Below are 20,763 nucleotides of genomic sequence, written 5' to 3'. Positions count from 1 at the left end.
GGGGCGGCTACCGTTCCCGACATGAGCACCCCGAAGGACCGGTCGGCAGGCGACACCCCGAAAGACCGCTCCGTGGGCCTGGCCGCCCTGCTGCCGTACCTGCGGGAGCACCGCGGCACGCTCGTCGTGGTCGGCGCGCTGTCGCTGGCCGGCGCGGCGGCGTCACTGGCCCAGCCGCTCCTGACCCGGTCGGTGCTCGACCGGGTCACCGACGGCCTGGGGGTGTCCCGGCTGGTCGCGGTGCTCGTGGTGCTCGTGGTGCTCAGCGCGGCGATCGGCGGGCTGCGCAACTACCTCCTGCAACGCACCGCCGAAGGGCTGGTGCTGAGCACCCGCCGCCGGCTGGCCGGGCATCTGCTGCGGCTGCCCATCACCGAGTACGACAGCCGGCGCACAGGTGACCTGCTCTCCCGGGTCGGCTCGGACACCACCCTGCTGCGGGCCGTGGTCACCTCCGGCCTCTTCGAGACGGTCACCGGTGCGGTGATGGTGCTCGGCGCCGGCACCGCGATGGTGCTGCTCGACCCGCTGCTGTTCGGCGTCACCCTGCTCGGCGTGGGGCTGGGGCTGGGCTTCGCGACCACATTCGCCCGCCGGGTGCGGGTGCTGGCCCGTGCCGCCCAGGAACGGGTGGGCGAGATGACCTCGGCCGTGGAGCGGGCCATCTCGGCGGCCCGGACCATCCGGGCCAGCCGGGCCGAGACCCGGGAGACGGAGACCGTCGGCGGCAGCGCCCGGGAGGCGTACGCGGCGGGCCTGCGGGTGGCGCGGGTGCAGGCGGTGGTCGGCCCCATCGGCTCGGTGACCGTGCAGGGCGCGTTCCTGCTGGTGCTCGGCATCGGCGGGGCGCGGGTGGCCGCCGGAGCGATCACTGTGGGCGACCTGGTCGCCTTCGTCATGTACCTGTTCTTCCTGGCCCTGCCGCTGGCCCAGGTGTTGAACGCGTACACCCAGTTGCAGAGCGGCCTCGGCGCGCTGCAACGGATCGAGGAGATCCTGGCCGTGCCCGCGGAGGGCGCGGCCGACCGGCCGGCGGTTGGGGGCGCCACGGCGACCCCACGCCGGCCCGCCCCGATGATCGAGTTCGACCGGGTGGGGTTCGGCTACCCGGGCGGTGAGGAGGTGCTGCACGACGTCAGCTTCGCGGTGCCCGCCGGCACCCGTACCGCACTGGTCGGCCCCTCGGGCGCTGGCAAGTCGACGCTGCTCGCCCTTGTCGAACGCTTCTACGAGGTGAGCGCCGGCGCGGTGCGGATCGACGGCAGCGACGTGCGGGAGCTGCCCCGCGACGTGCTGCGCGCCCGGCTCGGCTACGTCGAGCAGGAGGCCCCGGTGCTCGCCGGCACGCTGCGGGAGAACCTGCTGATCACCACCCCGGACGCCACCGACGAGCGGCTGCACCAGGTGCTCGACGAGGTCAACCTGAGCCACCTGGTCCACCGCACGCCACAGGGCCTGGACGTGCAGGTCGGCGAGGGCGGCGTGCTGCTCTCCGGCGGCGAGCGGCAGCGGCTGGCCATCGCCCGGGCGCTGCTGGCCAGCCCGCCGGTGCTGCTGCTCGACGAGCCGACAAGCAACCTCGACGCGCGCAACGAAGCCGCCCTGCGCCGCGCCATCGACGCGGTGGCCGTCCGCCGGACCCTGTTGATCGTGGCGCACCGGCTCGCCACAGTTGTCGACGCCGACCAGATCGTCGTCCTCGACGGCGGGCGGGTGGTGGCCGTGGGCACGCACTCCGAACTGACCGCCACCGACCCGCTCTACCGGGAGTTGGCCACCCACCAGCTGCTTGTCGGCTGATCCACCGGCACCCGGTGTCGACTTGCCGGCAAGATGTCCGACCCGCCGGGCGCAGAAGGCGGTTCGGATCGCGTACCGTTGCCGCTCATGGGTGTGTCGCAACGGTTCAAGAGCAAGTTCCGGCGGTTCCTTCAGCGCCCCGGCCACACCGTGGATCTTGCTCCGCTGGAGAAGCTGCTGCCGGCGATCACGGCGCGCGAGGACGACCTCGCCGCGCTTGACGACGCCGAGCTGACCGAGGCCGCCGGCGCCGCCGCCGGGTATGAGGAGATCTGCGCCGTCGGCCGCGAGGCCGCCCGCCGGGGCCTCGACCAGCGGCCGTACGACGTGCAGCTGCTCGGCGCGATGGCACTGCTGTCCGGCAAGGTCGCCGAGATGGCCACCGGTGAGGGCAAGACCCTCACCGCCACGATCGCCGCGTACGGGCACGTTCGGCTCGGCAACGGGCCGGTGCACGTGCTCACCGTCAACGACTACCTGGCCCGCCGCGACGCCACGTGGATGGAGCCGGTCTACACCCTGCTCGGCCTGACGGTCGGCTGGGTCAACGAGGCGTCCACCCCGCAGGAGCGGCGCGACGCCTACTCCTGCGACGTCACGTACGTCTCGGTCAGCGAGGCCGGCTTCGACTACCTGCGCGACCAGTTGGTCACCGACGTGGCCGACCGGGTGCAGCCGAAGCTGACCACCGCGATCGTGGACGAGGCCGACTCGATCCTGATCGACGAGGCCCGGGTGCCGATGGTCCTCGCCGGCGCGGTGCCCGGTGAGCAGGACCCGGTGCACGCCGCCGCCGCGCTGGTCCGCGGCCTGCGTAAGGACCGGCACTACACGGTCGCGGAGGACGGGCGCAACGTCGCCTTCACCGCCGCCGGCCTGGCCGCCGTCGAGGCCAAGCTCGGCATCGACCTGTACGACGAGGAGCACGTCGCGCAGCTCTCCGCGGTAAACGTGGCGCTGCACGCGCACGCCCTGCTGTACCGCGACGTGGACTACATCGTCCGGGACGGCTCGGTCGAGCTGATCGACGAGATGCGCGGCCGGGTGGCCCAGCGCCGCCGCTGGCCGGACGGGTTGCAGGCGGCCGTCGAGGCCAAGGAGGGCCTGGACGCAACCGCCGAAGGTGAGGTGCTCGGCACCATCGCCGTGCAGGCGTACATCGCGCTCTACCCCAAGGTGTGCGGCATGACCGCCACCGCGGTGCTTGTCGGCGACCAGCTGCGGGAGTTCTTCGGCCTGGAGGTCGCGGTCATCCCGTCGAACACCCCGTGTGTCCGGGAGGACGAGCCGGACCGGATCTACGCCACCAGGGCCGAGAAGGACGAGGCGCTCATCGACGAGATCCAGCGCTGGCACGCCAAGGGGCGGCCGGTGCTCGTCGGCACGCTCGACGTCAAGGAGTCCGAGGGTCTGGCCGCCGGGCTCAACGCGGCCGGGGTGCCCTGCGTGGTGCTGAACGCCAAGAACGACGACGAGGAAGCGGCGATCATCGCCGAGGCCGGCGCGTACGGCGCGGTGACCGTCTCGACCCAGATGGCCGGCCGGGGCGTCGACATCCGGCTCGGCGGCAGCGACCAGGCCGACCAGGAGCGTGTGGCCGAGCTGGGTGGCCTCTACGTGATCGGCAGCGGCCGGCACGACAGCCGCCGTGTCGACGACCAGCTGCGTGGCCGCGCCGGCCGCCAGGGCGACCCGGGCGGCTCGGTCTTCTTCGTCAGCCTGGAAGACGACCTGGTCGTCCGGCACGCCGCCGACTCAGTACCGGCGTCGCCGCGAATGAACGCGGACGGCCTGGTCACCGACGAGCAGGTGGAGTACGCCGTCGAGCACGCCCAGCGGGTCGCCGAGGGCGTCAACCACGAGATCCACCGCAACACCTGGCGCTACAGCGTGGTCATCGAGCAGCAGCGCATCGCCCTCGCCGAGCGCCGGGAGCGGCTGCTCACCAGCGACGTCGCCGCGCTGATGCTGCTGGACAAGATGCCCGAGAAGGCCGGCGAGATGGACGAGGACCTGCTCGCCCGGGCCGCCCGGTCGATCGCGCTCTACCACCTGGACCGGCTCTGGGCCGAGCACCTGGCCGAGCTGTCGGAGGTCCGCGAGGGCGTGCACCTGCGTGCGCTGGGCCGGCTCGACCCGCTCGACGAGTTCCACCGGGCGGCGGTGCCGGCGTTCAACAACCTCGTCCCGGAGATCGAGGCCCGCACCCTCGCCACCTTCGACGAGACCGAATTCGACGAGGATTGGGAGCCCGAGGAGAGCACCCTGGTCCGGCCGACCGCCACCTGGACGTACCTGGTGCACGACAACCCGTTCGGCTCCGAGCTGGACCGGCTGATCGCCTCGGTCGGTCGGCGGCTCAGCGGCGCCTCCCGCTGAGGGGCGAGCCCGCCACGACACGGCCTTCGGGGGCCTCTGCCACACCTCTGCGTGCCGCAGGGGCCCCCGGTTCGCCGTTTCGATCCCGGTTTGCGAGGGTAGTAGGGCGGGTCGGTCAAGTCGGAAGAGAGCAGACGATGGCACACGTGACGACGTCGGCGGGACGCATGCGAGCGTGCACGAGGGCAACGCGCCGGTGAACCTGGACACGCGGGAACCGGTGGTCGAACGGCTCGGTGTGCTGGAGACTGCCGCACTGCTGCGGGAGTTGACCGCCGGCCTGATTGCACTGACCGATTTCGATGAGGCGCTGCTGGCGCTGGTCCGGATCACCCGGGACGCGGTGGCAGGGGTCCGCTGGTGTGGTTTCACCGCGCTGCGCGCGGGCGAACCGGCCGGGGTGGCGGCCTCCGACGACCGGCTGGCCGGTCTCGACGACCTGCGGCACGGGCCCGACTCGCCGGCGATGAGCGCCATCCAGCGCCGCGAGATGATCCTCGCCGCCGAGCTGGCCAGCGAGCCACGCTGGCCGGTCTGGACGACACGAGCCCGCGACCTCGGCGTACACGGCGTGATCTCCGCACCTGTCGACATCGACGAGCAGGTGATCGGGGCGATCAACCTGTACGCGGGCGCGCCCGACGTGCTCACCCCGCAGCACCAGTTGACCGCGATGCTTCTCGCCGAACACGCGGGCCTGCTGCTGGCCGCCGTACGCGACCGGGGCCGGCGGCAGGTGCTCGCCGACGAGCGGGACGCCACGCTCCTGCTCGACGGTGTCATAGGGCAGGCCGTCGGCGTGATCATGACGCAGCGTGGCTGCCCGCCGGCCGAGGCGCTTGGCGTGCTGCGCGCCGCCGCCTCGTCGCTGGACATCCCGCTGCGCCAGGTGGCGGAACGCCTCGTCCGCACGGTGTCCCGCCCCCGCGAAAGCTGACCTGCCGTCGCTGGGTGGTTTGATCGACTCGGGTTCCGTGATGTCGGGGTGTCCCGGGCACAGGGACACCCCGTTTTCCAGGACGTCGAGTCGATCACCGAGCCGTCCGCTCTGGACGGTCGACCGCCGTGCCCGTTCTCCCCGTCGGCGGCGAGTCGGGCGAAATCGTTTCACCCCGAGTCGGCCCGGGTAGCACTCTGAACTCGTGAGCTGCACAAACCTGGGGAGGACCGATGCAGAGCCGGCTGCGGGTGCAGGGGCACCCCATCCAACCGATGCTTGTGACGTTCCCGCTGGGGCTCTTCGTCAGCGCCACCGTCTTCGACCTCACCGACGTCCTCGGAGGGCCGGCGTTCCTCGGCGAGGTCGGCTACTGGACGGGCGTCGCCGCCCTGTTCGCCGCCGCGCTGACAGTGGTGGCCGGCATGGTCGACCTGTGGGACGTGCCGGGTGACCGTACCCGCCGGACCGCTATCGCCTTCAACATGACGAACGCGGCGATGGCCGGCATGTTCCTTGTCGCCTGCCTGGTCCGGGCGCAATCCCCACAGCGCGGCGCGTCCGTCGCGATCCTGGTCGCCGAACTTGTCGCCCTGGCCATCGGCGGTGTCGGTGTGCGCCTGGGCGCACGGCTCATGCGGCAGTTCGAGGCCGGCCGGACCGAAGCCAGCACCTTCGACGCGCTCGCCGGCTCCACAGTCGAGATCGTCCGCCCCCGCCCCTGACCAGATCACCGCGAACTCCCTGGGCGGGCCGGGCCATCGGCCCGGCCCGGTTGGGTGTGTGGTCGGTCCGGCCCGGTTGGGTGTGTGGTCGGTCCGGCCCGGTTGGGTGTGGTGGGCGGCTTGATCCGGTCGGGTGTGTGGTCGGCCCGGCCCGGTCGACGGGTGGCCCGCCCGACTGGCCGCCCGGCTCGTTCGACGGGTGGCCCGCCCGACTGGCCGCCCGACGAGGGCGGCGCAAGGCCGGGCCAGCGGCCCCGACCCGGCCGCGTCAAGGCCGCCGGGCCGGCGGCAAATGGCTTGCCGGCGATGCGGCTGCCGGCGACGCTGACCGTCATGAACGCTCAACGCGACGTGGACGAGCTGATCGCCGAGGCGGCCGCCGCGCCGATCGACGGCTGGGGCTTCGACTGGCTCGCCGGCCGGGCCACTGAGGAGCGTCCACCCTGGGGGTACGCGCGGATGGTCGCCGACCTGATGGCCCGCGCCGACGTCGCGCTGGACGTGGACACCGGTGGCGGTGAGGTGCTCGCCGAGGTTCCGCACCCGCCGAAGGTGCTGGTGGCCACCGAGGGTTGGCCGCCGAATGTCGCTGTCGCCCGCCGGGTCCTGCGCCGGGTCGGCGCGACGGTGGTGGCGGTCGCCCCGGAATCGGCGCTGCCGTTCCGCAGCGGCTCCTTCGACCTGGTGGTGAGCCGGCACCCGGTGCGGACGGACTGGGCGGAGACGGCGCGGGTGCTGCGCCCGGGCGGGACGTACCTGTCCCAGCAGATCGGGCCGGGCACCATGCGGGAGCTGAGCGAGGCGATCCTCGGGCCGCTGCCGCGGCCGAAGTGGCGGCATCCCGAGCAGGCGGTGGCCGGCGCCCAGGCTGCCGGGCTGCGGGTGGTCGACATGCGCCGGGCCACGCTGCGGGCGGTCTTCTCCGACATCGGCGCGGTGGTCTGGTTTCTACGCAAGGTGATCTGGACGGTGCCCGGCTTCACCGTCGAGGGCTACCGCTCCGAGTTGCTTGCCCTGCACCGCCGCATCATCACGGAGGGCCCCTTCGTGGCCCGCGCTGAACGCTTCCTCATCAGAGCCACCCGCCCCTGACCCCGGGGCGCGGAGACACCGCCGCTGCGGGTGCCAGAGGCGCCACGACGCCGGAGTCCCTGACCCCGGGCGCGGCGACACCGCCGACGGGGACGCCCAAGTCGCCGCGACGCCAGAGTCCCTGACCCCGGGCGCGGAGACACCGCCGACGCGGACGGCCAAGGCGCCACGACGCCAGAGTCATAGCGCGGCCCGGTAACTGGGGGCGGAACAGCGCCTCATGGATGTCACCGGAGCGAGCGGCGGCACCGGCGAGCCGAGATCAACACGAGGTCGGCGATGTCGTGGTATCCCGAAACCAGGACACCCCCACATCGGCGATGTCGAGTCGATCATCGCTCCCGTCCCGATATGTGAGAGACCGCGACCGAGTGCCGGGAATGCGCCACCTCGGCGGAGCCGATCAGGGCAGCGTGCTCGTCGATCATGGAGTTGTGGTGCCCCGCAAAGGTCTCGTATAGGGATAGTCCCCACCATAACCCCATGATCGACGAGGCGAGGCGAGGCGAGGCGGGGCGAGGCGAGGCGAGGCGAGGCGGGGTGGGGTGGGGTGGGCGAGGCGGGGTGGGGCCGAGCGGCGGGCGGGGCGGGGTGGGGCCGAGCGGCCGGCGGGGCGGGGCGGGGCCGAGCGGCGGGTGGGGAGCGGATTAGTGGGGGTGGGGAGGCGCTAGTGGGGGTGGGTGCGGTGGTGGATGGCTAGGACGTCGGTGCCGAAGTCGCTCGCCGGGCGGCGGAGCACTGTGTGCGCGTGGTTGCCGTCGTCGCTCGTGTTGTCGTACTCGATCAGCAGGTCGTCGCCCTGCACCCGGTAGTAGTGTCGCTGGCCCGGTCGGGTCGGGCCGGCCCAGGCGAAGTGCAGTTGGCCGGCGTCGAGGCGTGCCGCCTCCTGGACGGCCAGCTCGGGTGGCAGCCGGTCCAGGTAGAGGGCGACCACCTGGTCGAGCAGCGCGCGGCCGGTCGGGCCGAGCCGGTCGGCCGGTACGCCGAGTGGCTCGATCGGGCCGTCGACCCGGGCGCGGGTGGCGCTGATGATGTCGGCGGGCGCCTCGTCGGCGATGATCGCGGCGGCCCGTCCGGCTGGCCCGAGCGCGTCGAGCAGGGCGTGGGCCAGGTCCTCCTCGATGCCCAGCGGCCGGGACACGGGGCGTCCGGCGTAGCGGACGGTGGCCGGGTTGGCGCCGAAGAAGATCGGGGCGGGGGAGACCTGGTCGTCCACCAGGGTCATGGTCACCGACAGATGGTGCCCCTCCAGCCGCCACGCCCACCTGTCGTCGCGGGCCGGATCACCGAAGACGGCCACCCAGTAGTCGCCGCTGTGCCGCCCGCGCCGCCACCCCTCGGCCCGGTCGAGGACCTCCTCCAACGCGATGATCGTCATGGCCTGCGCGTACGCCGAGGGGCTGAGGGCGGTGGCCAGGAGCCGATGCGCGGCCTTGCGCCCGGCGGTGTCGAGGTCGGCGAGGCTGACGCCGGGGCGGGGGCGCGGCCGGTACTCCAGCCAGCGGCGGGCGTCCTCGTCGTCGAACGCGTAGCTGGCGGCGGCGCGGGCCGGAGGGGCGAGCGCGGCTAGCAGCGCGGTGCCGGCGGCGCGCATCTGTTCGGGGAGAGGACCTTCCACCGCCTATGTATAGCGGCCCGCCGGGGTCGCCGTCAGCCCGCCCGCAGTAGCTCCGCCATCGCGGGCAGGTTGAAGAACTGCGCGGTGTCGGCCGCCGACGGGTTGCCGTACGCCGGGTCGGCCCCGGCGGCGAGGAGTGCGCGGACCGCGTCGGCGCTGCTGCGGAAGACCGCGGCGGCGAGCGCGGTCTGCCCCCGGTCGTTGGTACGGGTGTGGTCCGCGCCGCGCTCCAGTAGGGCGGCCACCGTGTCCGGGTGGGCGTGGTAGGCGGCCAGGATCAGCAGTGTGTCGCCCTTGTCGTTGGTCAGGTTGACCGGCAGGCCGGCGTCGATCTGGGCGGCCAGTTCCTCGGTGGAGCCGGCGCGGGCCAGGTCGAACATCCGGTGCGCGAATGCCAGGGTCTCGGCGTCGAGGTCGTCGGTCACCGGTCCAGGCTAGCCGTCGGTGTCCTGATAGGTTGCTCGGCCGGCATGCTGGGGGAGGGTCCGATGGGTGAGACGGTCTACGTGGGCAACGCGGGTGTCGACGGCGCCGGCAACGCGGGCTGGCTGCTGGGGCACTTCGCGCCGCCGGGGGAGATCCGGCACAGCACCGACGTCGAGGTGAAGTGGGGCGTGCACCGGCCGGGGGAGGCCCGTTCGCGGTGGGCGACCGGCGAGCGCCGGACCACGCTGCTCGTACTCGTGCAGGGGTGTTTTCGGGTGGAGTTGCCGGACCGGACGGTGCGGTTGGCGGCGCCGGGTGACTACGTGGTGTGGGCGCGGGGAGTGGATCATTCCTGGTACGCCGAGCGGGCTTCGACGGTGCTGACCGTGCGCTGGCCGTCGGTGCCCGGCTACCGGGTGGACCCGCCGGTGCTGCGCTGAGGCGAGTGCTCTGAAGAAGGTTGTCCCGGCATCTGGATTACCTACTAAACCTATAGGGTTTGACGGCTAAGGTACGGAGGCACCCCGCCGAACGACCCGCGAGGAAACACCGATGATCCACGACCGTACGGACAATGACCTGCTCGCCGTCGCCGCCGGATGGGCCGACCCGACCAGGTGGCCTGTCGCACTGCGGTTCGACCCGGCGCAGCGCTGGTACGCCCGGCTCGCCGCCGGCACCGACCACGAGGTGTGGGCACTGAGTTGGCTGCCCGGCCAGGGCACCGACCTGCACGATCACGGCGGTTCGGCGGGCGCGTTCCGCGTGGTCGCCGGAGCGCTCACCGAGGAGACGGTGAGCGGGGGCCGTCTGCGCCCTCGTCTGCTGCCCGCCGGCTCCGGTCGCCGCTTCGGCCCCCGGCACGTGCACGTCGTCACCAACAGGGGTGCCACGCCTGCGGTAAGCGTGCACGTCTACCGGCCGGCGCTGCGCCGGATGACCCGCTACGACCTCCGCGACGGGCGCCTGCGGGCCGCCGAGGTCGCCGAAGCCGGCCGGTCCTGGTGAACGACCGTCCGCAACGAATCACCCCCCGTCACCGGAAGGAACAGATAATGCAGGTCATCGCCGAGCACTGTCCGGCACCCGTGCCGCCACCGGGCTCCCGAGGCATCGACGAGATCCTGGCCGCCGCGCGAGCCCGACTCGACCGGCTCGACCCGGAGCGGGCGCACCTGGCGTACCGGGCGGGCGCGCTGCTCGTCGACATCAGGCCGGCCGCCCAGCGGGCCGCGCACGGTTTCGTGCCGGGCTCGCTCGCGGTCGAACGCAACGTGCTGGAGTGGCGCTTCGACCCGCGCTGCCCGGCCCGACTGCCCGAGGCCGTCGACTACGACGTGCCCGTGGTGATCATCTGTCAGGAGGGCTACACCTCGTCGCTTGCCGCCGCCGCGTTGCAGGACATCGGCCTGCACCGGGCCACCGACGTCGACGGCGGATTCGCCGCCTGGCGCATCGCCGGCCTACCGGCCCTCGGCCCGACCCCGCTGCACCACGCGTTCCCCCTCGCGTCTCCGGTCACCGCCGGCTGGGCGCGCCGCTGACCGTCACGCCGCACCGGGCGTGGCGGGCGTACCGCCATCTCAGGAGGCACCATGTCCGTCGTCGCCATCCCCACGCGTCCCCACCCGGTGGCCCGCCCGAGCCGCCAGCGCACCGGCCCGACCCTGACCATCACCCTCGACCTCGCCCCCGGGCCACTGAGCCCCCGGCTGGCCCGGCTGGTGCAGTTGCTCGGTGAGCTGGCCGAGTCCGGCGAGGGCCAGTTGAGCGCCGCGACCGCCGCCGGCGGCTCCGCCGCGACCGCCACCGGCGGCTCCGCCGCGACCGCCACCGCCACCACCGCCGCCGCGACCGCGACCGCCGCCGACGGCTCCGCGACCGCCGACGGCTCCGCGACCGCCGACGGCTCTGCGGCTGTCGTCGTGCCGGGGCCGCGAGCCGCGGTCCCGGCCGCCGAGCCGCCCACTGACGCGGACCACGTGTACGTCCTGGCCGGCTCGCGGGCGGTCCGCCGCGGCGACCGGATGGTCGCGTTGACCCGCATCGAGTACGACCTGCTGCTGTTCCTGGCCGAGCACCCGCGTCGGGTCTTCACCCGTCTGCAGTTGCTGTCGAACGTCTGGGGTTACGAACACGCGGTCGTCCGCACGGTGGACGTGCACGTGCGCCGCCTGCGCGCCAAGCTGGACGGCTCGGAGGTGGTCACCACCGTCTACGGGGTGGGCTACCGGTTGGGCGACGGGGCGCGGATCAGCGTGGACCACACGAGGTGACCAGCTGTCGAAAGGTCTGTCAGGGGGCGGGCGGCAGGGCCCGCTGAACAGGACGGGGACCCCCGTATCGGGGCATCTCGGCGGCTCTGCTGTAATCATCGTGCTTCGTACGCAGAGCGAGCGTCTGGCTGCGATGTGTTCGTCAATTGTCACATTCCTGCAACGCAGCCGCCCCTTGACCCTCGCCCAGGCGCCGGGAAGCATCGATGAAGCGGCGTCCCGGGCCGTGGGGAGATACCCGGACCAGCCCAAGGAGGACCATGTCGGTCAGCCCCGCCTCGTCGCGCGCCGGATGGCATACGTCCCAACCCGCGGTGCCCGGTCGACCCCCCGGCGGCCAGCGCCGCCCGGCGAACTCCGCCGTGCCCATGCTCACCGTGACGCTGTCCATTCCGCTGGCCAGCGAGGAGTCGCTGACACCACCGGCCCGACGGCTGCTCGACGCGGCACGCGAGATGCTGGAGCAGGGCGAGGGCGTGATCATCGGCGCGGTCCCGGCGGAGCGCCGCGCCGACGCCGTGCCCGCCAACCGGGCGCCGGCCCGAGCGCTCACCCCGACCATCCCCGCCCTGCACATCCTCGCCTCGTCCCGGTCGGTGCTGCGCGACGACGTGCCGCTGCCGCTGACCCGTCTCGAGTTCGACCTTCTGCTGCACCTGGTCGCCCACCCTCGGCGGGTCTTCACCCGGCTGCAACTGCTCAACGCCGTCTGGGGCTACGAGCACGCCGGCGTCCGCACCGTCGACGTGCACGTCCGTCGGCTGCGCGGCAAGGTCGGCGTGGACGTCCCACTTGTCACCACCGTCTACGGCGTGGGCTACCGGCTGGCCGACGACGCCCGGGTCACCATCGACCGCGCCGGCTGACCGCCGCTACACGCCCACATCACGCGGGGCAGGATGGTCCGGTGCGCATCCGCCCCATCACGCCCGACCTGCTCGTCACCGAGCTGACCGACCGCCTCGCCGACGCCGCGACAGCCGTCGAGCCCGCCCGGCTGCGTGTGGCTGTCGACGGCGCACCCGCCGCCGGCCCGGACGAGCTGGCCGCCGCTCTCGTGGACCCGCTGCGCGCCCGGGGGCGCCCGGTGCTGCGCGTCCGCGCCACCGACTTCCTCCGGCCCGCCTCGCTGCGATTCGAACTCGGCCGGACCAACCCGGACGCCTACTACGAGGGCTGGGTCGACGAGGCGGGGCTGCGCCGTGAGGTGCTCGACCCGGCCGGCCCCGGGGGTGACGGTCGGCTGCTCCCGTCGCTGTGGGACGCCGACGCCGACCGGGCCAGCCGCGCCCGCTACGTCGACCTGCCGCCGGGCGGCGTGGTCCTGGTCAGCGGCGCGCTGCTGCTCGGCGGTGGTTTGCCCTTCGACGTGACAGTTCACCTTCAGCTGTCCCCGGCGGCGCTGCGGCGACGCACCGAGCAGACGCAGGAGTGGACCCTGCCGGCCTTCGACAGGTACGCCGAGGAGGTCGTACCGGCCAGCTTCGCCGACGTGGTGGTACGGGCGGACGACCCCCGGCACCCCGCCCTCGTGGAACCCGGCACCGGGGCCTGAACCGGGCGAGAACTTCGCCGGTTTGCGCGACGCATCCGGCGGGTACTCGCCCGGCTCACAGAGCGCGGGTGACCGCCCGCGTACCCGATGCGACAGTGACCGGGGCCCGACGCCGCCGGCACCCGGTTCACCTTGAGCCACCAGGCCCAGGAAAGGCAGGCAGCGATGCTCGTCCACGACACGGTCGGTACGGGCCGTTCCCAGACGGAGATCGACCAGATCCGGCTCTCCCTGCAGGCACGCCACGACGAGCTGACCGCGGAGTACGAGCAGGCAGTGCTCCAGAGCCAGGTGCTGCGCTTGGTGGAGGTCGGTGACACCGCTGGCGACGACCACGCTGACAGCGGCACCAAGACGGCCGAGCGGGACACCGCCCAGTCCCTGCTGCGGACCATCCTGGACCGACGTGCCCAGTACGAGCACGCGCTCGGCCGACTCGCCGAGGGCACGTACGGCTGGTGTGAGGGCTGCTCGGCGGCGATCCCTGTGGAACGGCTGGAGATCTTCCCGTCCGCCACCACGTGCGTGACCTGCAAGCAGACCCGTGAGCGGAGGGCGGCCTGAGCTACGCCAGCGGTTGCCGGTCGGTCCGCGACGCGGTGGACTCAACCCATGGGTGACATCCTCGTGGGCACCGCGTCCTGGACCGACCGCACCCTGTTGGACTCCGGCTGGTATCCACAGACCGCGGACACCCCGGAGAAGCGGCTTGTCTACTACGCGCGGCAGTTCCCGCTCGTCGAAGTGGACGCCACCTACTACTCGCCGCCCGCCGAGGCGACCGCGCGGCTGTGGGCCGAGCGCACCCCGGCCGGCTTCACGTTCAACATCAAGGCGTTCAGCCTGCTGACCGGGCACCCCACCCGGGTCAACGCGCTCTACAAGGACCTGCGGCCGGACACCGACAAGAAGAACGTCTACCCCGACGACCTGCCGGCGCAGTCGTACGAGGAGGTGTGGACGCGCTTCCTGTCCGCGCTGGACCCGCTTGTCGAGGCGGGCAAGCTGGGCGCGTTGCTGTTCCAGTTCCCGCCGTGGTTCACCATCAAGCGGGCCAACAAGCAGTACCTGCTGGAGGTGGCGAAGCGCTGCGCGCCGCTGCGACCGGTCTACGAGTTCCGGCACGCCTCCTGGTTCGACGGCGACAACGCCGACGAGACGCTTACCTTCCTGCGCGAGCACCGACTGGCGTACGTGTGCGTGGACATGCCGCAGGGCCACCGCTCGTCGGTGCCCCCGGTGCTGGCCGCGACCGGTGACCTCGCGGTGATGCGGTTCCACGGCCACAGCGACAAGTGGACAAGCAAGGACATCCACGAGAAGTTCGGCTACCACTACTCGAAACGGGAGCTGGCCGACTGGGCGCCGAAGCTGCGCGAGCTGGCAGACGAGGCCGGGCAGACCCACGTGCTCATGAACAACTGTTATCGGGACTACGCGCAGACCAACGCGAAGACCCTCGTCGGGCTCCTCGAGAAGGCGTGAGGACGCCACCTCACCCGATCAGGGTGGGGCCGGCTCACCCGCTTCACCGGCATGGTGGACGCGTGCGTGGGGTCGCCGGTGGCGGCCGACGCCGGACGACACGGAGGTGACACCGATGACGGTTCGAGTGGTGAGCGATCGACGGCGTGGCGCCGTCCTACGCGTGGTCGGCGCGGCCGACAAACCCCGGCGCGCCCCGCAGGGCAGCCCGGTACGGGCCCGCCGTGGCCCGGCGGGGCCGCCGCGCCGCGCCGACGACCGACGGTGGGACATCACGGAACGGGGGACGACCGATGGCTGACCCGATGATCTCGGCATTCGAGTCCTCGCTGGACAAGACGAACCTGATCCTCAAGGACATCGAGGCCGCCTACGGGTGGCCCAAGGATCGGCGCAACCAGTCGTACGCGGCGCTGCGCACGGTGCTGCACCTGCTGCGTGACCGGCTGCCGGTGAACGAGAGCGTCGAGTTCGCCCAACAGTTGCCGGTGCTCGTGCGAGGGATCTACTTCGACGGCTGGAACCCCTCGGACGTCCCGATCAAGCTCAACCGGGACGACTTCCTCTACGAGGTCCGCCAGGGCTTCCCGTACGACGCGGAGGGCGGCGCCGAGCGGGTGACGCAGGTGGTGCTGGACACCCTGCGCCGGCACGTCACCCAGGGCGAGTGGCAGGACGTGAAGGACACCATGCCGAAGGACCTGGCGATGATGCTGCCGTGACACGCTGCGGCCGGACGCCCGCCCGACGAGCTGTCGGGCGGGCTCAGTCGTCGGTGGCGCGCGGCGGCACCCGGGACACCGGGTGGCCGGCCTTGCGGGCGATCGCGGCGAAGGCGATCGCGTCCACGATGGCCGCGCCGCCGGGGTCGTTGTTGAAATAGACGTACGCCGGCTCGTCCGGGCCGAACGCGTCGGTGAGTCGGCGCACCCACGAGCCGAGCGCCGCGCGGCCGTAGCGGGGCCACGGACGGGCCCGCCCCTCGTGCAGCCGCAGGTAGGCGAAGTCCGTCGTACGCCACAGCGGGGCCACCGGGCGACCCAGCCGGTCCGCCCAGACCAGCGCCGCGCGCCGGCGCTCCAGCACCGCCCGGGTGGCGTCGGTCCACCAGGACGGGTGTCGTGGCTCGACGGCCACCCGTACCTCGGCGGGAAACAGCCGCAGCGTCGCGTCGAGCGCCTCGACGTCGGCCCGCAGGTTCGGTGGCAGTTGCAGCAGCACCGGGCCGAGCCGGTCGCCGAGCGCACTGGCCCGGCCGAGGAAGCGGGCCACCGGCTCCGCCGGCTCCCGAAGCCGTTTGATGTGGGTGAGGTAGCGGCTCATCTTCACTGCCACACAGAAGTCCGACGAGGTCCGCGCCCGCCACGCCGCGAACGTCTCCCGCTCCGGCAGCCGGTAGAAGGCGTTGTTGACCTCGACGGTGGCGAAGCCGGCCGCGAAGTGCTCCAGCCACAGCCGCTGGGGCAGTTGCTGCGGGTAGAAGCGGCCCCGCCAGTCCCGGTACTGCCAACCGGAGGTGCCCACCAGGATCACCACACCATCCTGGCACCCGGGCCCACCGTCGGTGAACCGCCCGTGTCGTGCCGGTTCGGCGTCTACGGTGTGGGTTAGAGAAGATCGCGTGTGGGGTACCACCCGCTGCACGACGAACCCCGGCGCATGGCGGGGCGGCACATCCGAGGGAGTTCCCATGGCACTCAACGATGACGACATGCAGACCACCGGCGGCGGCGGCCTGGAGGGCCCGGCCGATGGCGGGGCGACGCCCGGTCAGCACGACGGTGGTGCCGACGGCAGTGCGGAGGGCCCCGCTGACGGTGGTGCGACGCCCGGTCAGCACGACGGTGGTGCCGACGGCAGTGCGGAGGGCCCCGCTGACGGTGGTGCGACGCCCGGTCAGCACGACGGTGGCGCGGACGGCAGCGCCGAGGGCCCGGCCGACGGTGGCGCGACCCCCGGCCAGCAGGACGGTGGCGCCGACGGCAGCGCCCGGTAACCGTCGTGACACACCTCGACCCGCCGGGCGGCCACAGTCGCCCGGCGGTTCCGTCCGTCAGCGCCGCCGCCGCGCTGGCCCGCTGCGTCTCGGTGGAGCCGGCAAAGTTCGCCGCCGCCCACTGGGGCCACACCCCGCTGCTGTCCCGTGCCGCCGAGCTGCCCGACCCGGCCGGCTTCACGGACCTGCTCAGCCCCGCTGACGCCGACGAGCTGCTCAGTCGGCGCGGTCTGCGTACCCCATTCCTGCGCGTCGCCAAGGACGGCCAGATCGTGCCGGCGGCGCGCTTCACCGGCGGCGGTGGCGCCGGGGCCGAGATCGGTGACCAGGTGCTCGACGAGCGGGTCCTGGAGCAGTACGCCTCGGGTGCCACCCTCGTGTTGCAGGGTCTGCACCGGATCTGGCCGCCGCTTGTCGACTTCGCCCGTGACCTGGGCCTCGCGCTGAACCAGCCACTACAGATCAACGCCTACCTGACCCCGGCGGGCAGTCAGGGCTTCGCCACCCACTACGACACGCACGACGTGTTCGTCCTCCAGGTCGACGGCCGCAAGCACTGGCGGATCCACCCGCCGGTGCTGCCGGACCCGCTGGAGAAGCAGCCCTGGGGTGGCCGTGCCGACGAGGTCGGCGCCACCGCGCAGGGTGATGCCGCGCTGGACGTGGTGCTCGCCCCCGGCGACGCCCTCTATCTGCCGCGCGGGTGGCTGCACAGCGCCCAGGCGCAGGAGGCCAGCTCGCTGCACCTGACCGTCGGCGTCCGAGCGCTCACGCGTTACGCACTTGTCGAGGAGCTGCTCGCGTTGGCCGCCGAGGATCAGCGGCTGCGGGCCAGTCTGCCCTTCGGCACCGACGTCGCCGATCCGGACGCCATTGAGCCGGAGCTGACCGAGACGGTGGAGGCGCTGCGCGACTGGCTGCTGCGCGCCGACCCCGGGGCCGTCGCGGCGCGACTTCGCCAACGCGCCTGGCCGGCCGCCCGACCGGCGCCGATCCGCCCGCTCGCCCAGGCCGCCGCGCTGGACGCGCTGGACGCCGACTCCCGGCTCGCCCCGCGTCCGGGTCTGCGCTGGCAGCTCGTGCCGCACGGGCAGGACACTGTGGCGCTGCGCCTGTTCGACCGCACGATCACGCTGCCCGTCGACTGCGAGCCGGCGGTCCGGGCCCTGCTCACCGCGACTGTCACCCGGGTGGGTGACCTGCCGGGGCTGCCCGACGACGCCGATCGGCTCACCCTGGCCCGCCGACTGCTCCGCGAGGCCGTCCTGGTCCCTGCCTGAGCGCCGGAATGCTCAGGGGGCGGCCGCCGCGACGAGGGCGATCCGGAGCGTGTTGGTGACCTCGTCGGTCAGCTCGCCCTCCACGCCGAGTGAGATCGTGCCCTGGTCGGTCACACCGAAAACCAGCTCGACAGTGCCGGCGCTGAGCACCAGCGGATCGTCACCGCCGGTGCCGGCGGTGACCGCTGCGCGGACCGTGGTGATGGCCTCGACGAGGGTCTCTTCGACCGTGGTGTCGCGCAGTTCGTGACGGCCGTGGAGGTCCTCGGCGACGAGTGTGATGTCGATCGTGTGGGTCCGCTGCCGGGAGTGGCTGCCGCCGACCTTGACCTTCCAGCCGATGACGGGCACGCGGAAGTCCAGGCCACCGCCCAGCTTCGTGGTGGCGACAGCGCTCAGGACCAGCTGGACCGACGCGACCCGCAGGTCCCGGTCCGCGTCGGTGGTGGAGATGCCCGCCTGTTTCACCGCGGTCTTCACCGCCGACACCAGTTCCTCGACGGGCACGCTGTGGTCGATCACGTCCAATGCCGCACCTGCTCTCTCGCGCGAGGGGACCCGCCGGCCCGGTCAGGCGGCGGTGGCGAACGGGTCGCCGTAGACGGCGTAGGCCAGCCACGTCGGGTCGAGGGGGTCGTCCTGCTGCTCGGTCCGTGCGGCGAGGGCCGCCGCGCCGAGCGTGGCGCCCTCGGCGAGGGACCTGTAGAACGCGGTCGCGAAGCGGGCCGAGCTCTCCGAACGCACCGCCCAGAGCGTGCCGACGAACGCGCCGGCACCGGAGGCCATGAACTGCTGCGCCCAACCGAGCATCCGGGTGTACGTCGGTGCCACGCCCGCACTGCGGCACGCGTTGATGAAGACGAGCGGAACGGCGCCCCGCAGCGGTTTGCGGATGCTCGCCTCGGCCAGCAGGGCCGGCCGGAACGGCCCGCCGTCCAGGTCGATGAACGAGCCGTCCGCCGAGAACGTGTTGTGGCAGGCGAAATGGGTCGCACCCAGCGAGCCGGAGTTGATCAGGCCGAGCAGCTCGTCCGCCCTGGTGATCAGGTCGCCGTCGGCCGCACCGAGGATCGCCCGGATGGCGGCGACCTCCTCGTGCGCCCCGGTGGGCGCCTTCGCCGGCACCACGAAACGCGGGTTGCCCAGGCCGATCGTCGAGGTGGCGTGCTGCCCATAGGTGCGGCGCACCACAGGGACCTGCTCGACGAGGAAGCCGGCGTCCCGTTGGGCGCTGAGCGGATAGAGCAGCTCCCACGGCACCACGTCATAGTCGGTGGCGATCGTGAAGGCGCTCATGCTGCCGCCGACCTGCCAGAACTGGTCCTGGATGTCACCGGGCACCAACTCCGACCACAGCTGGATGCCGGCGGACCGGATGACCTCACGCGTCATCGTCGCGCTGTAGCGGGAGCCGCCCCTGGCCAGCTGCTGCAACTCCCGGATGGCGTTCTCCACAGCCGCGTTCGGCGTGTTGCTGACCGACTCGACGACCGGCGCGAACAGCGCTCCCGCGTCGGACCGCAGCTGGAACGTGTACCGGGTGCCGTCGAACCGTACCTCCATGGTGACCTCGCCCGGCCGCGCACGGGCGGCGGCCAACGACCCCCGTCTCGGTCGCCCGTCCCGGAACGGCCCGCCGGCCGCGACCGAGACCTCGACGGACACCTCACCGAGGAAGGTGCCGCCAGCCCAGGCCGTCACGTCGATGCGATGCAACCCCGGGGTACGCGCGCCGAAGCCGAACCGGATCGGCGCCGGGTCCTCACCCGGCCGCACCAGGACGGTCTGTTGCAGCGGCCCCTCGGCGTGCAAGCCGGCGGGCGCGTGCACTGTCACGGTGACAGGGGTGCCGGCGTCCGCGACGACGAGGTTCGTCAGCGGGGCGGTCACGGCGTCCGGGTGCACGCTGCGGCCCTTGGTGACGAGCCGGACGTCGACGCTCAGGTCCTGGCCCATCGGCACCTGGCTGGGTGCGCGTGCCACAAGCAGCCGCGTGGGCTGCGGCCGAACGCCCACACCCGACCCAGGTCGTGGCCGGGCGCCCGTCGAGGGCCTCCGGCCGGCTCCCGGTCCGCGATAGCGATGCACCCTCCGGCTGAACGCGCCCACACTCGCTCGCTCCAACCGGGACCACCTGTCCGTGTCCCCGGTGCCGGGCTCCAACTCCGTGTGCGCCGATCGGAGGGTGATTCCGCCAGGTGCGAGCAGGTCGGAGTCGAGCAGTTCCCGGACGGCGGCTGCGGCGTCGCCGATCTCGCTGACGCCGAACTCCCAGGTGATCGGTCGGCAGGTGTCCAGCAGGAAGGCGCGGACCGGGGGTACCGCGTCCGACACCGCACGCCGGACGACCTGCGCCGGGTCGATCACCCGGAACACGGCGGCGATCGACGCCCGGAAGTGGCGCCCGAAGTCCCTCGACGGCAGCGGGACGTGGAGAACGACGCGGTGTTCATCGGTGTCCACCTCGTACCGCGTCGAATACCTGGCGACGTCGCCGGGTGACCACAGCCACGGCCTGGCAGCCTCGGCGACCTCCAGATCGCCCGTACGGGTCGAGTAGACGACTGCCGCCCCGGGTGCGGGCGGCGGCATCACCAGCCGCACCGGCGCCTCGTCGAGCAGCACCGGCACCGACCGTCCGGCGGCGGCGGTGTCCGTCTCGACGATGGTGGCGAGGTCGTCGACGAACCGACGGTTGTCCGAATAGGCGCTCGGCAGGCGGACCCGCCAGAACCTCGCGTCGCCGAGTGGCCGCAGGGCGGAGGGTAGGTCTGCCTGGGTCGGCTGCTCCGCGTCGTCCACCAGCACGCCAATGACCGGAACGTCCAGCGCGAAGGCGGTCTCCACCTCCTGGCCGACGGCGTCCGAGGGACCATCCGTCGGCCCGTCCAGGCTGGCACGCCACCGCGATCCGATCACGACGATCATCGCTGTGGACTTCGCCAGGCGGCGCAAGCGGCCGGCGTCGACGCCGACGCCGGCCTCGGCCCCGGCCTCGGGGCGAAAGACGCTGGCGCTGCCGAATCGGGCGGTCAGCGCGTCGTCGATCAACCGCGCCACGAAGCTGTCGTCGTCGCGGTGACAGCTGAGGAAGAAGCTGACCATCGCGCGTACCGTATCGAAGTTCCGGCCCCGGCTGGCCTTCGCTCGGGTCGGCTATTCGACACCCCGATGTGGACGACCTCGGCCTGGAT

22 protein-coding genes are annotated in these 20,763 nt (G+C 72.7%); 17 read left to right on the top strand and 5 right to left on the bottom strand.

From position 1 onward, the window contains the following. Positions 1 to 21: 21 nt before the first annotated feature. The 5 genes from ACFY2Q_RS20535 (at position 22) to ACFY2Q_RS20515 (ending at position 6,933) form a co-directional block, all read left to right on the top strand. Positions 22 to 1,800: an ABC transporter ATP-binding protein gene (locus ACFY2Q_RS20535; RefSeq protein WP_387132454.1), complete on the top strand. Its 1,779-nt coding sequence runs from the start codon at positions 22 to 24 to the stop codon at positions 1,798 to 1,800. An 87-nt stretch (positions 1,801 to 1,887) separates the two neighbouring features. Then, positions 1,888 to 4,179, top strand: coding sequence for an accessory Sec system translocase SecA2 (gene secA2 / locus ACFY2Q_RS20530; RefSeq protein ID WP_387132453.1), 2,292 nt, complete (start codon positions 1,888 to 1,890; stop codon positions 4,177 to 4,179). A gap of 196 nt (positions 4,180 to 4,375) precedes the next feature. Then, positions 4,376 to 5,116: a GAF and ANTAR domain-containing protein gene (locus ACFY2Q_RS20525; RefSeq protein ID WP_387132530.1), complete on the top strand. Its 741-nt coding sequence runs from the start codon at positions 4,376 to 4,378 to the stop codon at positions 5,114 to 5,116. A 233-nt stretch (positions 5,117 to 5,349) separates the two neighbouring features. Then, entirely contained in the window at positions 5,350 to 5,841 is a 492-nt protein-coding gene (locus ACFY2Q_RS20520; protein ID WP_387132452.1) for a DUF2231 domain-containing protein, read from the top strand. A gap of 333 nt (positions 5,842 to 6,174) precedes the next feature. Continuing rightward, positions 6,175 to 6,933 (top strand): class I SAM-dependent methyltransferase, encoded by a 759-nt coding sequence (locus tag ACFY2Q_RS20515; RefSeq protein WP_387132450.1) that lies wholly within the window; start codon positions 6,175 to 6,177, stop codon positions 6,931 to 6,933. A 667-nt stretch (positions 6,934 to 7,600) separates the two neighbouring features. Here the strand turns inward: ACFY2Q_RS20515 and ACFY2Q_RS20510 are convergent. Together ACFY2Q_RS20510 and ACFY2Q_RS20505 are read right to left on the bottom strand one after the other, a co-directional pair. Continuing rightward, the gene (locus ACFY2Q_RS20510; protein WP_387132529.1) at positions 7,601 to 8,527 is read right to left on the bottom strand and encodes a DUF3500 domain-containing protein; all 927 of its coding nucleotides are present in this window, start codon (positions 8,525 to 8,527) and stop codon (positions 7,601 to 7,603) included. Positions 8,528 to 8,583: 56 nt separating this feature from the next. Further along, positions 8,584 to 8,976: an ankyrin repeat domain-containing protein gene (locus tag ACFY2Q_RS20505; protein WP_387132449.1), complete on the bottom strand. Its 393-nt coding sequence runs from the start codon at positions 8,974 to 8,976 to the stop codon at positions 8,584 to 8,586. 63 nt (positions 8,977 to 9,039) lie between these two features. Here ACFY2Q_RS20505 and ACFY2Q_RS20500 point away from each other — a divergent pair, with 63 nt between their 5' ends. The 10 genes from ACFY2Q_RS20500 to ACFY2Q_RS20455 all read left to right on the top strand — a co-directional run bounded on the left by ACFY2Q_RS20500 (position 9,040) and on the right by ACFY2Q_RS20455 (position 15,015). Then, entirely contained in the window at positions 9,040 to 9,417 is a 378-nt protein-coding gene (locus ACFY2Q_RS20500) for a signal peptidase I (RefSeq protein ID WP_387132447.1), read from the top strand. 112 nt (positions 9,418 to 9,529) lie between these two features. Next, positions 9,530 to 9,985, top strand: coding sequence for a cysteine dioxygenase (locus ACFY2Q_RS20495; RefSeq protein ID WP_387132446.1), 456 nt, complete (start codon positions 9,530 to 9,532; stop codon positions 9,983 to 9,985). 47 nt (positions 9,986 to 10,032) lie between these two features. Beyond that, on the top strand, positions 10,033 to 10,521 hold the full coding sequence (locus tag ACFY2Q_RS20490; protein ID WP_387132445.1) for a rhodanese-like domain-containing protein: 489 nt from the start codon (positions 10,033 to 10,035) through the stop codon (positions 10,519 to 10,521). A 51-nt stretch (positions 10,522 to 10,572) separates the two neighbouring features. Then, a complete protein-coding gene (locus ACFY2Q_RS20485) occupies positions 10,573 to 11,253 on the top strand; it encodes a winged helix-turn-helix domain-containing protein (protein WP_387132444.1) in 681 nt (226 codons plus the stop codon). Positions 11,254 to 11,513: 260 nt separating this feature from the next. Beyond that, positions 11,514 to 12,119: a winged helix-turn-helix domain-containing protein gene (locus ACFY2Q_RS20480; protein ID WP_387132442.1), complete on the top strand. Its 606-nt coding sequence runs from the start codon at positions 11,514 to 11,516 to the stop codon at positions 12,117 to 12,119. A 41-nt stretch (positions 12,120 to 12,160) separates the two neighbouring features. Continuing rightward, a complete protein-coding gene (locus tag ACFY2Q_RS20475; protein WP_387132440.1) occupies positions 12,161 to 12,808 on the top strand; it encodes a uridine kinase in 648 nt (215 codons plus the stop codon). Between the two features lie 165 nt (positions 12,809 to 12,973). Continuing rightward, a complete protein-coding gene (locus tag ACFY2Q_RS20470; protein ID WP_387132439.1) occupies positions 12,974 to 13,372 on the top strand; it encodes a TraR/DksA family transcriptional regulator in 399 nt (132 codons plus the stop codon). A gap of 48 nt (positions 13,373 to 13,420) precedes the next feature. Then, positions 13,421 to 14,293 (top strand): DUF72 domain-containing protein, encoded by an 873-nt coding sequence (locus ACFY2Q_RS20465; RefSeq protein ID WP_387132438.1) that lies wholly within the window; start codon positions 13,421 to 13,423, stop codon positions 14,291 to 14,293. 115 nt (positions 14,294 to 14,408) lie between these two features. Further along, on the top strand, positions 14,409 to 14,594 hold the full coding sequence (locus ACFY2Q_RS20460) for a hypothetical protein (RefSeq protein WP_387132436.1): 186 nt from the start codon (positions 14,409 to 14,411) through the stop codon (positions 14,592 to 14,594). After that, positions 14,587 to 15,015 (top strand): DUF2267 domain-containing protein, encoded by a 429-nt coding sequence (locus tag ACFY2Q_RS20455; RefSeq protein WP_387132435.1) that lies wholly within the window; start codon positions 14,587 to 14,589, stop codon positions 15,013 to 15,015. Before ACFY2Q_RS20460 ends, ACFY2Q_RS20455 begins: the two co-directional genes overlap by 8 nt. Positions 15,016 to 15,058: 43 nt before the next feature. Here the strand turns inward: ACFY2Q_RS20455 and ACFY2Q_RS20450 are convergent, their stop codons facing one another. Continuing rightward, on the bottom strand, positions 15,059 to 15,826 hold the full coding sequence (locus tag ACFY2Q_RS20450; protein ID WP_387132433.1) for a DUF72 domain-containing protein: 768 nt from the start codon (positions 15,824 to 15,826) through the stop codon (positions 15,059 to 15,061). Between the two features lie 157 nt (positions 15,827 to 15,983). On the opposite strand from ACFY2Q_RS20450, the gene ACFY2Q_RS20445 reads away from it, so the two are divergent. Further along, positions 15,984 to 16,289, top strand: coding sequence for a hypothetical protein (locus ACFY2Q_RS20445; RefSeq protein WP_355607822.1), 306 nt, complete (start codon positions 15,984 to 15,986; stop codon positions 16,287 to 16,289). A 5-nt stretch (positions 16,290 to 16,294) separates the two neighbouring features. Next, a complete protein-coding gene (locus ACFY2Q_RS20440; RefSeq protein ID WP_387132431.1) occupies positions 16,295 to 17,569 on the top strand; it encodes a cupin domain-containing protein in 1,275 nt (424 codons plus the stop codon). A 12-nt stretch (positions 17,570 to 17,581) separates the two neighbouring features. On the opposite strand, the gene ACFY2Q_RS20435 is transcribed toward ACFY2Q_RS20440, so the two are convergent. Both ACFY2Q_RS20435 and ACFY2Q_RS20430 read right to left on the bottom strand, forming a co-directional pair. Then, positions 17,582 to 18,091 (bottom strand): trypco2 family protein, encoded by a 510-nt coding sequence (locus tag ACFY2Q_RS20435; RefSeq protein WP_387132430.1) that lies wholly within the window; start codon positions 18,089 to 18,091, stop codon positions 17,582 to 17,584. A 48-nt stretch (positions 18,092 to 18,139) separates the two neighbouring features. Next, a complete protein-coding gene (locus tag ACFY2Q_RS20430; protein WP_387132428.1) occupies positions 18,140 to 20,674 on the bottom strand; it encodes a CHAT domain-containing protein in 2,535 nt (844 codons plus the stop codon). Positions 20,675 to 20,763 lie beyond the last annotated feature (89 nt).

Source organism: Micromonospora sp. NPDC000316, from assembly GCF_042898885.1.
Taxonomy (GTDB): domain Bacteria; phylum Actinomycetota; class Actinomycetes; order Mycobacteriales; family Micromonosporaceae; genus Micromonospora.
The sequence above is the reverse complement of the archived record's forward strand: the minus strand, read 5'-3'. Positions and strand labels throughout refer to the sequence as shown.